General features: G+C 66.7%; 5 protein-coding genes. All 5 read right to left on the bottom strand.

Translation table 11 applies throughout. The features are described from left to right. Window position 1 precedes the first annotated feature (1 nt). The 5 genes from OEB96_RS42345 to OEB96_RS42325 are packed head-to-tail and all read right to left on the bottom strand — an operon-like array spanning window position 2 to window position 15,321. Window positions 2–5,605 carry a type I polyketide synthase gene (locus OEB96_RS42345; RefSeq protein WP_266222653.1) on the bottom strand — a complete coding sequence of 1,868 codons (5,604 nt, stop codon included), beginning with the start codon at window positions 5,603–5,605 and terminating at the stop codon, window positions 2–4. Further along, window positions 5,602–9,654, bottom strand: a complete 4,053-nt coding sequence (locus OEB96_RS42340) for an amino acid adenylation domain-containing protein (protein WP_266222652.1) — start codon at window positions 9,652–9,654, stop codon at window positions 5,602–5,604. The genes OEB96_RS42345 and OEB96_RS42340 overlap by 4 nt, the downstream gene beginning before the upstream one ends. Then, window positions 9,651–10,733: a TauD/TfdA family dioxygenase gene (locus tag OEB96_RS42335; protein ID WP_266222651.1), complete on the bottom strand. Its 1,083-nt coding sequence runs from the start codon at window positions 10,731–10,733 to the stop codon at window positions 9,651–9,653. The genes OEB96_RS42340 and OEB96_RS42335 overlap by 4 nt, the downstream gene beginning before the upstream one ends. Continuing rightward, the gene (locus OEB96_RS42330; RefSeq protein ID WP_266222650.1) at window positions 10,730–11,812 is read right to left on the bottom strand and encodes a TauD/TfdA family dioxygenase; all 1,083 of its coding nucleotides are present in this window, start codon (window positions 11,810–11,812) and stop codon (window positions 10,730–10,732) included. The genes OEB96_RS42335 and OEB96_RS42330 overlap by 4 nt, the downstream gene beginning before the upstream one ends. Then, window positions 11,809–15,321, bottom strand: a complete 3,513-nt coding sequence (locus tag OEB96_RS42325) for a condensation domain-containing protein (RefSeq protein WP_266222649.1) — start codon at window positions 15,319–15,321, stop codon at window positions 11,809–11,811. The genes OEB96_RS42330 and OEB96_RS42325 overlap by 4 nt, the downstream gene beginning before the upstream one ends. Window positions 15,322–15,479: the final 158 nt, after the last annotated feature.

Below are 15,479 nucleotides of genomic sequence, written 5' to 3'. Positions count from 1 at the left end.
CTCATTCTCGGTTGCGCCCTCGTTGACGGGCGATGGCTCGCGCGCGCCGACGAGCACCGCGCTCGGCGCTGTTTCCACGAGCGGGAATCTCCGGCTCGGAGGGAACTTCACCCAGCGCTACGGCCAGGTCCGCGATCGTGGGTGATGCAAAGAGCTGAACCACCTGGAGGTCGCGTTCGGTGTGTGCTCGGATCTGGGCTGCGAGTCGCATGGCCAGGATCGAGTCACCCCCGAGGTCGAAGAAGTTGTCGTCGATACCCACCTGGTCCAAGCCCAGTGCTTCGGCGAAGATCTCGACCAGCGTCGACTGAAGGGGGGTCTGCGCCCCCACGTACGGCGTCGCCAGTGCCGGGCGACGACGACGATCACGCTGCGGCACCTCTTCGAGCTCGGCCAGGGGGCGAGCTCGCGTGGCCGACGTGTGCACCATTCCCCGAGCCAGCATCGCCTCCACATCCCGAGTAGAGATGACCCAGTTGGGTACGAGAGGCCCGCCGAGGGCTCTGCTCCAGATCTCCGCGCCCTCGTTCGGCAGGACCCCCTCTTCGCGCAGGATCTGGTCGAAGATGCTCGTCGGTTGTCTTGCGGAGGTGCCGTCGAGCGTTGCCGTCATCGCATCACGCCGTGCGAGGTTCCGGTACACGGCCGCGACATCGTTGATGCGCTTGAGTGAGAACCCGCGGATCTCGACCAGCTCCCGTCCCGCGCCGTCCATGATCGTCACGTCGAACGACGGGGTCTCGCTCCGGCTCACGTCCTCTCCGCGTGCACGGGTGTGAACGAAGATGCGCTGCGTCATCGGGTGCCTGATGACGAGGCTCTCGTAGCCGAACGGGATATAGGGGATCCCTTGGATGATGAAGTCCCGGCCGGTGCCGATGGCCTTGTCGAGCATGGAAGGGTGCAGCGCCAGTTGGTCGAGATCCGAGACGAACTCCACAGGAAGCTCGAGCGTGGCCAAGACCTCGCCATCACCCCAGCGTACGTGTCGGACGCACTGCCAGCGTGGGCCGTGGTCGTCGTCCCGTGCGTCCGCATCGCTCATCGTCCTCTCGCGGGGGCACCGGCTCTGCAGCGCCGGTAGCTCGTGCCCGCGATCCTGGCCGGGCACCAGTCGCGCATTCCCGATGACGTGCTGCATCGGCTGGCCTTCGGAGCCCTCGGGCGCTCGGCTGCTCACCCCGAACGCGTATCCGTCCGTCGTGCGGGTGAGTTCCAGGCGAGCGATCCGTGCCTCACCCAGCCGAACGGCCAGAGGGTTCAGGAAGGAGATGTCGAAGATCTCGAGGCTCATCCCCTGCACGCGTGGTGCGAGCGCCGCCCGCACCATCTCGAGGTAGGTCGTGCCGGCGATCACCGGTGTGCCGAGGATGCGGTGATCCGACAGGATCCAGTGTGTCTCGGCGCTGAACGTATTTTCGTAGATCTCTCGCTCTGGGGTCGACACCACCCGGTCACCGAGGAGCGGATGACCGGTGGCGACCGGTCGCGACGTGGCGGTCCCGGGAGCACGGGCGTCGGCCGCACGGGCGAGCATGCCCACCTCCTTCCAGGCGCACCAGGCGATCGACATGGTGCGTGTCCTGGATGTTCGGCTCTTGTGACGAGCGAATGCGTCGAGGAACGCGTTCGCGGCCGCGTAGTCGGCCTGCCCGAATCCCCCCAGCACGGCCGTCCGTGACGAACAGTAGACCACGAAGTCGAGGTCTTCGTCCGCGAGGAGCTCGTCGAGCACCAGCGTTCCCACGACCTTGGGCGCGAGCACCCGCTCCATCATGTCGTCCGTCTTCCGCTGGATGGCCCCGCTCGCCGGTACTCCCGCAGCGTGGATGACTCCGTTCAGCGGGGCAAAACGGGCTCGCACGTCGGCCAGCAGCTCCCGCATTCGTGCACGATCGGAGACATCTCCCGAGACGATCATCAACTCCGCACCGAGCTGTTCGAGGCGACGGATCCGTGCGAGCAATCCCGTGGGCCGTGATGCGGCTCCCGAGTCGGCCGAGGTGTCGCTCTCGGGATGTTCGCTCGGAGCCTTCCGTCCGAGGAGCACCAGGCGTGTGCCGGGGATACGAGCGATCTGTTCGGCGAGGGTCAGGCCAATCCCCCCTAGTCCGCCCGTGATGAGGTACGTGCCGCCGTGGCGAAACGAAGACGCCGGCTGTGACGAGGGCTCGACCCGCATCGGCTCGTGGCTCTTCACCCACCGGTGGGGCCCTCGGTATGCGACCAGCGGCTCGTCCGCGTCGCTCTCGACTTCTTCCACGAGTTGTTGCACGAGACGCGCTTCTTCGGCGCCACCTGGGGCCGGCAAGGCGACGTCGACGAGACGAGGGCGGATGGTCGTGTACTCCTGCCCCATGACGAGCACTGGACCCAGGATGGTCGCCTTCTCCGGGCAGAGCACCTCGTCGCCCGTGACTTCCTGGACCTGGCTCGTGATCACGTCGAGGTGGAGGGGACCCTCGCGCAGCGCCGGTCCGACTGCCTGCGCGAGGCGGATCAAGCTCTTCATGCCGAGCTCGTAGACCCCTGGCAGCGCCGCCAGTCGCGAGCCATCGTTTCGGTACGGCTCGACTCCCCACATGTGGATCACTCGAGAAGGCATGGTGCCCGCCGCGCCGAGGTCTTGCCAAAGAGCGTGGTAGTCCTGGGGGCGGGCAGGCTCGATGGCGTAGCGGGTTCTCTCGATCGCCCGATACTGGTCACCACGCATGACGCGGACGACGGTGTGCCCATCCTGGTCGAGCTGCGCCGCGAGGCGCTCGGCTAGGCCGTAGGCATCGGCGAACAACAGCACGACCTTCCCAGCGCCAGCATCCTTCGACCCGGCAGCTCGTGTGGGTGGCCCCACGCGCTTCCACGATGGCACGAAGAACCAGTCCGCCAGGTCTGCTCGCCGCGGGGGAAGGGGCTCCTCCGCGTCCTCGCTCACGGGCGGCTCCAGCCAGTACCGGCGGCGTTCGAACGGATAGAGGGGCAGAGGCACGCGTCGCCTCGGGGTGGTCCCATCCTCACTTCCCGGGCCGGTCTCGGCGCCATGGATCGACAACCGGGCGAGGGTGGCGGTCAACGTCTGCGTCGGCGAGGCATCGGCCGCTTCATCGACCATGGCTGGCAAGACGACGTGGCGGGGCGACTTCGTCGGGTGTAGTCGGGCCATGTTCGTCATCGCTCGTCCCGGGCCCACCTCGACCGCGAGACGGTCGGGCTCTTCCCAGAGGCGAGCGATACCTTCGGACAGACGCGCGCATCGCTGCATCTGCTCGCCCCAGTAGGTGGGATCGGACCATTCACCCTGGATCCACCTTCCGGTTGCTCCACTGATGCACGGAATCCGTGGCCGCTGGAAGGAGAGGGGACGCAGCAGCTCCGTGAGCCGCGCTGCGACGCTGCCGACGACGGGAGAATGGAGCGCCCGGTCCGCTCGGAGGCGTCTCCAGGATATCCCCTCCGCCGTCAGGGAGCGTTCGAAGTCGGCGGCGGTCTCGAGCGGACCCGAGACCACGCACGAGGAGTCGCGTCCGATGCTCGCGAGGGCCCAGCCGAGTTCATCCATCCGCGAACGCAAGGCGGCCTCCGACGAGAGGACCGCCAGCATGGCTCCCCGGGGCGACCGCTCGACCTGCTCGGAGCGCATGGCCACCATCCTCACCGCATCTGGCAGCGAAACCGCACCGGCAACGCAGGCCGCCACGTACTCGCCGATCCCCTCGCCAAGCAGCGCCGTGGGGCGAACGCCCCACGCCATCAGCGATCGGGCGAGCGCGTGCTCCACGGCGAACAGCGCGGGCTCGGCCACCCTCGCGCGCTCGAGGGCGGCTCGTGCGTGCTCCTCTTGGCCTGGGCCGGGCAAGAGAATGGACCGCAGATCGATGCCAAGCAAGGGAGAGAGGCACTCGATGCACTCGTCGAGGTGTCGGCGAACCTCCGGCACCTCGGCATGGAGCTCGCGCACCATCGTGGGGTGCTGGCTTCCCACCCCCGGGAACAGGAACGCCACGGGGCGCGCGCTGCCCTCGTGCTGCGCCGAAAAGGTCTGATCCGGCGGAAGGCGCTCGAGCACCTGCACCGCCTCGGCCGTCGTTCGACACAGCAGGGCACGGCGGTGCTCGAAGCGTCGTCGCCCCAAGTGCAGCGTATGGGCCACATCTCCGAGATCGAGCTCGGGATGGGCTGCGAGATGCTCGCGCAACGCGTCCGTCTGTGCCTCGAGCGTGACAGCAGAACGCGCAGAGAGCATGAGGGTATGCCATGGCCGCGAGGGCGTCGAAGGTCGTGGTGGGAGCGGGGCTTCCTCCAGCACGAGGTGGACGTTCGTGCCTCCGATCCCGAATGAGCTGACCCCTGCACGCCGGCCATGGCCATCCGGGGCGGGCCACTCACGGATCTCCGGGTTCACGTAGAACGGTCCGCTCTCCAGCCCCAGCTCCGGGTTGGGTGACTCGAAGTGCAGCGTTGGTGGGATCTTCCCTCGCGAGAGACACAAGGCCGTCTTGATGAGACCAGCCATGCCGGCGGCCGTGTCGAGATGACCGATGTTGCTCTTCACCGAGCCAATCGCACAGTATTGCCTTCGCTTGGTCTTTGCCGCGAACGCGCGGGTGAGTGCCTCGAGCTCGATCGGATCGCCGAGCACGGTGCCTGTCCCGTGGCATTCCACGTATCCGATCGTGTCCGGGTGTATCGAGGCCACGGCCTGGGCCATCGCGATCACCTTGCGCTGGCCCTCCGACGACGGTGCCGTGTAGCCGATCTTCGCCGCGCCGTCGTTGTTGGCGGCCGAGCCTGCGATGACCGCATGAATCGTGTCACCCGCCGAGAGCGCGTCCTCGAGCCTTCGCAGCACCACGATGCCGGCACCGCTCCCGAAGACCGTGCCCCGTGCCTGGGCATCGAATGGTCGGCAATGCCCGTCGGGCGACGCGACACCGCCGTCCTCGTACACATAGCCCATCGTCTGCGGCACTCTCACCGATACGCCGCCGGCGAGCGCCATGTCCGTCTGATGGGAGAGCAGCGACTGGCACGCCAGATGTACCGCGGACAGCGATGTCGAGCATGCGCTCTGGACCACGAATGCGGGACCGTGCAGATCCAGCTTGTACGCCGTGGACGTGGCGAGGTGATCGCCCCGGTTCGCCATGGCGGCCTGGAGAAGACCGTGAGACTCGATGAACCCCCGATGCTTCGTGAGATTCTCGATCAGGTACGTGTTCATGCTCAGACCGGCGAATACGCCGATGTCACCCGTGAACTGCTCGGAGTCGTAGCCCGCATGCTCCATCGCGTGCCAGGCCAACTCGAGGAAGATGCGATGCTGAGGGTCGGTGATCTGCGCCACATTGGGGTTCACACCGAAGAACTCTGCGTCGAATAGTTCCACGTCGTCGAGCGCGGCATTGGCCTTCACGTAGTGCGGATCGTTCAGCAACTCCTCGGGTACGCCGGCCGCGAGCAGCTCGGCGTCGGAGTAGGTGCGGATCGACTCGACGCCATCGCAGAGGTTCTGCCAGAATGCCTCCACGTCGGGAGCCCCCGGAAACCGGCAGGCCATGCCGATGATCGCGATGCCCTCGAGTCGTTCGTCCGGTGAGATCATCGTCATCGCGCTCCTCCTTTCATTCGAGCCTTCTGGCGTCTCAACGCGAGCACGCGCTTCTTCGCCGCTTCGTCGATCTCGCGGCTGGTGTCGCCGATCTCATTCGCCCCGCTCGCAAGTAGTGCGGCGAGCGACGCTACCGTTGGGTGCCGGAACAGGTCGAGGATCGACAGTTCGCTGCTCATGACTCGATTCACGCGCCCGTGGGCCTCCAGGAGGAGGAGCGAGTGGCCTCCGAGGTCGAAGAAGTTGTCGTGGATCCCGATGTGGTCCTTGCGGAGCACCTCGCCCCAGATGGACGCGATGCGGCGTTCGGTCTCATTGCGTGGCTCCACGCGGTCGACGCCGGCGTCCGTGGAGACGGACTCTGGTGGGGGCAGGGCCTTGCGGTTGACCTTCCCGGTGATGGTGCGTGGCAGCTCCTCCAGCAAGATGATCGCGCTGGGTACCATGAAGTCGGGCAGCACTTGTTTGACGAAGTTGCGAAGCTCGTCGGGGGTCAAGACCCTCGAGATCACTCGAGGGTCCAGCGCGTGCTCTGGCGTGATGGCGGTCACGGGCGCGCTGGGTCGGTGCGCAAAGAGGTTGTGGCGGTCCGTCCCTCGGAGGAGGGGATCTTGCTCGGTGATCACGGCAAACCCCCTCGCCTCGAGCAGCTCCGCCACTGCACGCAGTCGTCCCTCCGTCGCGTGTCCGTGTCCGTCGTGTACCTCCATCACGACCTGGCGGATCATCGGCCAGTGCTCGTCATCGATGCCATGAAGGACGTCGAGCTCCGCCCGCTGGACGTCGATCTTCAGCAGGTCGATTCGGTCGATGCCCTCGTTTCGTACGACATCCGAGAGCCGCTGCAGCAGCACCTCGTGCCGCTCCTCGGTGAACCGGCCGTCGAGCAACTCGCTCACATTGGCGTGGAGCAGCGCGGCTCCGGTGTCTCCCTGCGCGCGCTGATTCTCGAGGAAGGTCTTGACGACGAGTACCTCGCCCTCCGCATCGGCGTACTCGCTTCGGCCCGACATCATCGTGTAGCCGGGATAGAAGGTGAAGGGCACGGCCTGGCTCCGGTCCGAGAGACCGAATGGACGGACCTCCACGCGCGATCCGTAGAGTTCGGCGTTCTTGACCAGCACCTCTCGTATGGGGTGGAGCGGCTCGAACGCGTATACCCGGCATGTTGGGCTCTCCAGACCCACCAAGAGCGTGAACAATCCGATGTTCGCCCCCACGTCGAACACCACCCCCTCGCCTGGCAGGCGAATCCCGTGGCGCAGGTAGAGGCGCTCGTCGAAGAGCTCTCGATAGAGGTAGTCCGTTTCGTTCTTGTTCCGGTGGACGATCGCCATGCCGTTGGGGAGCACGTGGCGTGGGAGACCGTCGAGCCGGGGGGCATTGCGGCGGTGAGGGACGACGTAGGCCACGATCCGCTGATCGCCTCGTGCGTCCTCCCGGACCGTGACTGCTGCCTGTTGGACGGCCGAGTGCTCGAGCAAGACCCGCTCGATCTCCTCGAGCTCGATACGAACCCCGCGAACCTTCACCTGTAGGTCGGCTCGCCCCAGGAAGACGAGCTTGCCGTCGTCCTCACGACGGGCGATGTCGCCGGTGCGGTACATTCGAACCCCTGGATCGCTGGCGTACGGATCGGGGACGAATCGCTCCGCCGTCAGCCCCGGACGCCCGACGTACCCACGCGCGAGACCCTCGCCGCCGAGGTAGACCTCTCCGGGCACGCCGATGGGGACGGGCTCGAGCGCTTCGTCGAGCACGTATGCCCTGACGTTCGCGAGCGTTCGACCGAGACTCGGCGTTGGATGGGATGCTTCCATGGGGCACGCCGTCGCGTCCACGGTGCACTCCGTCGGTCCGTAGAGGTTGTACGCCGTTGGGCTGTCTTGCTCGCTCAGTCGGCTCCACATGCCGTCGTCGATGGCCTCACCCCCGAGCAAGAGCCGCGGCATCGTCTTCGGATCGAATCCGCCCTGCTTCTGAAGCAGGCGGAGCTGCGTTGGCGTGAGGTCGAGGATGTCCAGCGGAGCGAGCTCGAGGTGCCGAGAGAGCAGCTTTCCATCGAGTCGGACGTCGTCGGACAGGACATGGAGGGTTCGACCCTTGCAGAGCTGGATGATCTGCTTGACGGAGGCATCGAATGCGAGCGACGCGTTGAGGCCCACTTGACTGATCGCGTTGGAGCCGTGGTAGATGGCGTCTTCGAGGGCATCGAGGAGATTGCTCACCGACCGATGGCGGACCATGACGCCCTTGGGCCGGCCGCTGGAGCCCGATGTGTAGAGGACGTACGCCAGGCTCTCTGGATGGATGGTGCACGCGGGGGCGATGTCGTCGTGAGCGTCGATGTGGGCCCGGTCGGCATCCATGGTCAGGACATGGCCGCGGAACCCCGGAATCCGTGCCGCGAGGGGCTGCGTCGTCACGAGTGCTCTGGCATGCGTGTCGGCGAGGATGAACGCGTGGCGTTGCGCCGGCATCTCGGGATCCAGGGGTACATAGGCAGCCCCCGACTCGAGGATGCCCAGCAGTGCTGCGATGATCTCGGTCGAGCGAGGCAAGCACAGGCCGACGATGTCCTCCGGGCCGATCCCGGCGCCGCGGAGGGCGTGAGCCAGCCGGTTGGCGAGCCGATCGCACTCGCCAAAGGACATCTGGTCGTGGCCGTGGACCACCGCGATCGAGTCTGGATGTGCCGACGCGATCGCGGAGAAGCGCGCAGGAATGGTCGTGACATCGACCGGCGATGCCGCTGCGTTCCATTCGTGGAGCACGCGCCGACGCATGGTGTCGTCGAGCACCCGGAGCTCGTGGAGAGGTGCTTCGGGGCGTGCGATCATGTCGGCGACGAGGGCCTGGTATGCCTCGAGCATCCGACGCATCGCTGGCTCCGAGTGCAACGCCGGGTCGAAGTCGAGGCGTAGCACGATGTCGTCGTGAGCATCGATTGCCGTGAGCTTGAGACCGAAGATGTCTTCGCACGCCTCGAGGCGGCGCAGGTGGAAGCGCAGCTCGCCACTGTCCAGGGCTGGCCACGAGACGTGCTCGAAGACGCAGGGCGGGCTGGCTGGCGATGCCGACAGCCCCGGGTGGGCGAGCGCGTCGAACGCGATCGCGTACCGTTCGTGGGCCTCGTTGACGGGCTCGAGCACCTGGAGCAGATCAGACAGGCGATGAGAGCGGCCGATCGGGGTGGTCACCGGGAGCGACTTGGCGAAGGTGCCGATCGCTCCTGTGAGCTGCTCGTATCCTCTGCCGTCGTAGCGTCGAAAGGAGACGACGGGCGATTGGCAGCCATGACGCAGGAGGAGCACCTGGAATGCCGCGTGGAACAGCGTCGACACTCGCGTGCCCATGTGGAGGGCGAGCTCGCGTAGCGGCGAAGGGCGCTCGAGCCGAGCGTCGATTCCGATGACCGACGGTGCGGGTCCGGTTGCGCGAGCCTCCCGTCCGAACGGGAGGCTCGATGGTGGTGGCGTCGATCGAGCGAGGTGTTCGAAGTGGGGGGCGGCCTCCTGCTGCGCTTCTGCGTCGAGGATCTCCTGCTGCCACTGTGCATAGTCGATGTACTGGAGGATCGTGGGTCCGTTCTCCTCGCCGGTGTCTCGCGTGGCACATGCGCTCGAGAGCACCGAGACGAGGTCGTGCATGGCGTGAGCGTCGACAGCCAGAGCCGGTGTCGACAGGGCGAGGAGGTGCCGCTGGGGGGCGAGCCGCTGGAGCTGGGCACGAACGATCCGTCCGCCATGAAGATCGAATTCGGGGGCATCGAGAGGCAGTGCATCGAGCTGCTGGACCTCGATGGCCGGCGTCGTGGGGGCCACGGCCTGCAGGGGGACGGACATCCCCGCGAGGCGTGGGTAGTGCGTGCGGAGGACCTCGTACCGCTCACACACGGACCGGAGCGCTTGCTCGAGCTGCTCGACGCTCAGGGGGCCCTCGATCTCGACCGTCGCCCGTACCCATGGAGTCTGCCGCTCATTGCCGGCCGACCAGATCCGCCGCTGCTCCGACGATAGATCGTATCCTTCGATTTCAGTGGCGTTCATCTCGCTCCTGGCTCACGCGGCTCGAGACCGATCATGGGGTTGTGGTGTAGCTTGGCCATCGCGACCAGGATGGAGCGTGGGCCTTCGAAGGGGTCGCGGCCATGGACGGCGAGGAAGTTGTCCAGCATCAGCACGTCTCCCTTGTGCCAGGCGAAGCGCACCGCGAAGCGCTGGTACGTGCGGCGAATGGCGTCGAGCATCCGTGGGTCTAGCGGGCTGCCGTCGGCATGGAACGCGTTGCGGGGCATCTCTTCGGGATCGAACTGGGCACGCAGGGCCTCGTGCACCTCGGGAGGCAGATTCGTCTCGTGGAAGATCGGAGCATGGTTGAACCACAGCTCTTCTCCGGTGCGCGGGTGAGTCACCGTGACCTGGCGGATGGCCCTCGTGTGGAGCCGATCTCCGTCGCGCCATTCGAATGCCGTAGCGGAGCTTCGGCAGTAGTGCTCCACCTCGGCGGGATCGGTGGTCTGGAAGGCCTCTTGCCAGGTCATGTCGACGCCCACACCATAATTGCGGACGTATGAGATCCCCTTGTCGAGGAACGCCGACTTGATCCATGGCTCGAGGTGCTTGGTGACCTGCCGCTCGCTCGCGATCGGGGTTGCGCCCCCTGCATCCGGCGGGATCTCGCAGTAGAGCCACAGGCGCGCCGGCCAGTTGTGCGAGTATGACATCTCGTGATGGAGCGGGATGGATTGATCCGGTGCGAATGCCGTGGAGGTGAATACATTGGGCGCCACCTGAGCACGGGGTGCCGCACGCTCCACATAGTCCAATAGCTCGCTGTCCATCGCGGAGGCGAACGCACGGAAGCTGTGGCGATCGGGCAGGTGAAAGCCGCGAAAGAGAATGGCGCCCGTGGCGAGGAGCTGGTCCTCGATCCAGCATTTTTGCTGCTCGGCCCACGCCACCGCCGAGAGGCTGCGCATCCGGGGCTCGACGACCAGCGGGAAACCCTGGGCCGAAGGAAGCCAGCTCGTCTCCACGAGCGATGCGGATGACATCCTCGTGGGCCCGCGGCGTTCCTTGGGCACGAGCCCCGGCGCACGGCCGCGATCGTTGGTTCGCGTCGTCATGCCCCCAGACCTCGGCCGTGCCGTGTTCCGTTGGGTAGCTCGTCGACTGCGACGTCTGCCCAGCGCGTTGGGTTGGACATCGCTACCACGATGTTTCGGTCGCCTCGAAACGACTCTCGCCCGTGCGCCATCAGGATGTTGTCGAGCACGAGGCAGTCACCGCGCTGCCACGGGATCGCCACCTTCGCACGCTCGTAGGCAGCGCGTAGCGTCGCCATGGTGTCGTCCTCGATGGGTGCTCCATTGCCGTAGAAGGTGTTGTTGGGCATCTCGTCCTCGCCAAACGTCGATCGCAGGGTGTCGACGACACGACGGGGGAGCGTGCTGACGTGGAAGAACGTCGCGTGATTGAACCACGCGAGCTCGCCGCTCACCGGGTGTCGGGCGACACAGCGGCGCGTCTGGCTCGTCCTCAGGCGACCTCCGTCGAGCCATGCATGATCGATCTGGTTCGCTCGGCAGTAGCGCTCCACTTCAGCCATGTCGTCCGTCTGAAACGCGGTCCGCCAGCCGAGCCCCATGCCGCCGAAATTGCGGATGTAGCGATAGCTCGAGGCGAGGAAGCGCTCGACGAGTGCCACCGGGAGCTCGCGTAGAACACGCCTCGTGCAGGCGATCGGCGTGGCCCCGCCTTCGGCCGGGGGGGTCACGCAATGGAACTGGATCCTTCCCGGAAAGCCCAGGTTGTACGACTGCTCGTTGTGCAGGAAGATCTCGGACTCGGATGGGTGTGACGTCGACGTGTAGACATGGCCCTTGACGACATCGCGGGGAGAGGACCGCTCGGTGTAGGGCAGAGGCTCGCTCCCAGACGCACGAACGAACTCGTCGAGGGTGTTCGCTCCATCCGACCGGAACCCCCGCAGGAGCACGGCACCGTGACGAACGAGTGCTCGATCGAGGAAGTCACGACTCTCTCGTGCCCACATCGCGAGGTCCAGCCCGGCTTCGCGAGACTCGACGATCAGCGGGTACGGGGCCGCGTCGTCCCGGAGCCGGGTGGTGACGAGCGTATCGGCGGAGAGCCGCTGAGGGCTCCGGCGTGACGAGGTGCCGAGCGGGCGCAACGTGGGCTTCACGACGCATCCTCCCGACTGGGCCCTGGTGTCTTCGGTGTCCCACGGTGGGAAGGGCCGGGGTTGCTGCGACGCCTGCCTTCGAGCTTCCGCAAGGCGCCGTCGAGGCCCTCGGAGGACGCGGGTGATGGCTCCAGCGGAAACGACGAGATCCGGGCGTCGGGATGCTCCAGCGAGAGCTCGAGCCAGGCGGCGAAGCGGCGATGGAGCTCGGCCACGCGAGCTGCGTCGAACGACCGGTTGGTATGGGTCCAGGCGCACTCGAGGCCGCTTGGGGTCTCGGAGATCCACAGCGTCAGATCGATGCGGGCCAGGCCATGATCCGTGGAGAGGAGCTCGGCTTCGACTCCCGGCAGGTCGAGCTGCTCTCTCGGCTGATTCTGGGTCCCGAATGCGGTGCGGAACAGTTGGCCATGCGAAGCCACGCGCTCGGAGAGGATCCGGCGCGCGAGGACCCCAAAGGGCATGTCCTGGTGCTCGAAGCACTGCAGGGCGTCGCGGCGGGTGCCGTGGAGCAGATCGGAGAAGGAGGGGTTGCCGTGGAGCCTCATCCTCATCACGACCATGTTGATGAAGTTGCCGATGAGTTGTTCCGAGCCGGGCACGTCGCGCCCGAGGACGGCAACCCCCACGGGGACGTCGTCTTGTCCCGTGTAGCGGAGCAGGAGCAGCGCGTAGACGGTCAGGAGCCACATGAAGGGCGTGACCCGCTCTCGGGCGCACGAGGTCGCGAGCGCGTCCGCAATCTTCGGCTCCAGCAGCGCGCGCAGGGTGCCGCCGCCCTGCGCATCTTCGCGGGGCGGGATCGACTCGAAGGGGAGTCGGAGCTCGTGGGGAAGATCGGCCAGGACTTGCCTCCAGTGATCGAGCAGCTCCTCGAGACGCGCACCGGCGAGCTCGTTGCGTTGCCACGATGAGAAGTCCGCGTACTGGAATGGGAGCGGCTTCAGCCGGAGAGGGGCTTCGCGGTGGCGCGCTGAGTACATCGCTGCGAGCTCCCGCACGAGGATGCCCATCGACCACCCGTCTGCGATGGCATGATGGATCGTGAACAGCAAGATGTACCGTTCGTCCTCGAGGCGGAGCAGCCGGGCGCGATGGAGTGGAGCGTGGGCGAGATCGAAGGGCTCGAGGGCCACGGCGCGCGCGATGGTCCGGACTCGTGCGTCACGGTCTGGTTGCGGCAGGGTGCGGAGGTCATCGAGCGGCAGCACGGTCGTGCCCGTGGCAAGCGATTGGACCTGCTGAACCGGCCGTCGGCCCACCTCCGGAAAGCAGGTTCGGAGGATCTCGTGCCGCTCGATGATCTGGGCCAGCGCATCCTCCATCCAGTCGACGCGAAGCGGGCCTCGCAGCTGCAGGGTGACCGGGATGTGGTAGTTGCTGGAGTTGCCATCCAAGCGCGCCGCCAGCCAGATCTCTTCCTGTGGATGGGACAGTGGCATGTCCGGCGCCCGGGGAACCCGGGGCACAACGCCGCCGGCCTTCGGCTCTCGAGGGCTCGCATTGGCACATGCCCTCACGAGGTCGCGCGTGCTCGCCCCTCCGATGAGCCACTCCAGCGGAAGCGATGTGCCGAGGGCCCGCTCGAGCTCGGCTCGAAGCTCCACCGAGCGAAGCGAGTCGAGCCCGAGCTCCACCAGCGGTCGGTCGAGGTCGGCGTCGTAGAGGGGCCTGTGCAACACCATCGAGAGCCGGGCGGCGAGCCAGGACGCGAGCCAGCCCTCCCGCTGCTCCGGTAGCTCCCGGGGCCCGTTCAATGGCAGGTCGGGGGCCACGTCGATGGCGACGGTGTCGAGCTCGTTGGCCAAGTAGGCCGCCTTGCACGCGTGTCGCTGGATCTTCCCGCTCGACGTCTTGGGGATCGTACCCGGCGCGAGCAGAGCGATCCCGTGGGTGGACAGCCCGTGCTCCTCGGCGACGGCGCGACGGATGGCACGGATGACCTCCGCTGGGTCCGCCGCCTTGCGAGGGTCGAGCTCGAGCACCAGGACGACCTTCGCTTCATCCTCGTGCTCGACCGAGAATGCAGCCGCGCAGCCGGGGCGCAGCGAAGTGTGACTGGCCACGGCGCTCTGCTCGATGTCTGCCGGGGAGAGATTGCGACCTCGCACGATGATGAGGTCCTTGCGACGCCCCGTGACGAACAGCTCGCATTCGTGGATGAACCCCAGATCACCGGTGCGCAGGTACACGATGTCGTCCGCTCCATCGAGGCGCGCGCCGAATGTCGCGAGGGTCTCGTCCGGGCGGCTCCAGTACCCGGCGGCGACGCTCGCACCTCGCACCCAGATCTCGCCGACTCGATCCTCGCGCAGGTGCACGGATGAGTGAGGATCTACGATGATGAGATCCTGATCGGACAGCGGCACTCCCGAGGAGACCAGAGCCTTCACCGACCCCTCGGAGGTCGTGCCGTCGCTCGCCGCGAGCACGGCTTCGCCTCGCTCGAGCGGCGCCGAGAGAAAGTGTCGAGTGACCGGCTCACGCGTCGTGACGCTGCCCGTGGCGATCAGCGTCGCCTCGGCGAGTCCATAACAAGGATACATGGCTCGCAGGTCGAACCCGCAGGGAGCGAACGTCTCGGCGAAGCGCTGGATGGTGGACGAGCGGACGGGCTCTGCCCCGTTGAAGGCGATCCTCCATGATGCCAGGTTCAGCGTGGCGAGGTCTTCCGGCGTGGCCTTGCGCGCACAGAGATCGTAGGCGAAGTTGGGTCCACCGCTCGTGGTGGCCCGATGCCGGGAGATCGCGCGAAGCCATCGCATCGGCTGCGCCAGGAAGTCGAGGGGGGACAGGAGCACGACGGGGAACCCCCCGTAGAGCGGCTGGAGAATGCCCCCAATCAGGCCCATGTCGTGATAGGGAGGCAGCCAGATCACGCCCCGGCTGTTCTCGCCGTGGCCGAACAGGCGATGGATCGCGGCTGAGTTGTGCAGCAGGTTGCGGTGGGTGAGCATGACTCCGCGCGGCGACCCCGTGGAACCCGAGGTGTATTGCAGCAGGGCCAAGTCGTCGGGAGTGGGCCCTGGATCGGTCCAGTGCTCGGTGTCAGGAGCCGATGCGCTCTCGATCGCGAGCCAGCGCAACCGCGACAGAGGTGCAGAGCCGCGGCACAGGAAGTCGGCCAGCGAGCGCAGCGGGGGGGTTGTGAACGCGAATCGAGCACGAGAGTCGGCGATCAGCGCCTCGAGCCGCGGGAGCGTGCGCGCGATCCGGCTCGGATCCGGAGGGTAGGCCGGCACCGCGATGGCGCCCGCGAGCAGGCAGCCGAAGAGCGCCGTGATGTAGTCGAGGCCGGGTGGAAACAGGAGCACGACGCGCTCGCCCCGTGCTCCCTCTGATTGGAGGAAGTGAGCCGTCGCCACGGAACGGCGCAGGACTTGCTCGTAGCTCAGCCATAGCTCGTTCGACTCACCATCGACGAGGAATCCGAAGGCTCGCGCCTCTGGTTGCCCGGCCGCGCGACTGGCGAGGAGGTGACACAGAGTGGGCGGCATCGGGTCGAGCACGACGAGCGTCCTTCGTATACAGACCCCGAGCGGGGATTCGCTTTTCGGTCAGGTCTGCGTCGATGTCAAGCGGGGGTTGTGCCTGGCGCCGTTGGTACCGTTGTGCTTTGCGTTGGTCTGAGATCCCGAGATTGTGCAATTCCGTCCGGGGGGCGGGC

The organism is Paraliomyxa miuraensis (genome assembly GCF_026337845.1).
GTDB classification, from domain to species: domain Bacteria; phylum Myxococcota_A; class Polyangia; order Nannocystales; family Nannocystaceae; genus Paraliomyxa; species Paraliomyxa miuraensis.
Note: the sequence above shows the minus strand (reverse complement) of the source record. Positions and strands in the feature narration are given on the sequence as shown.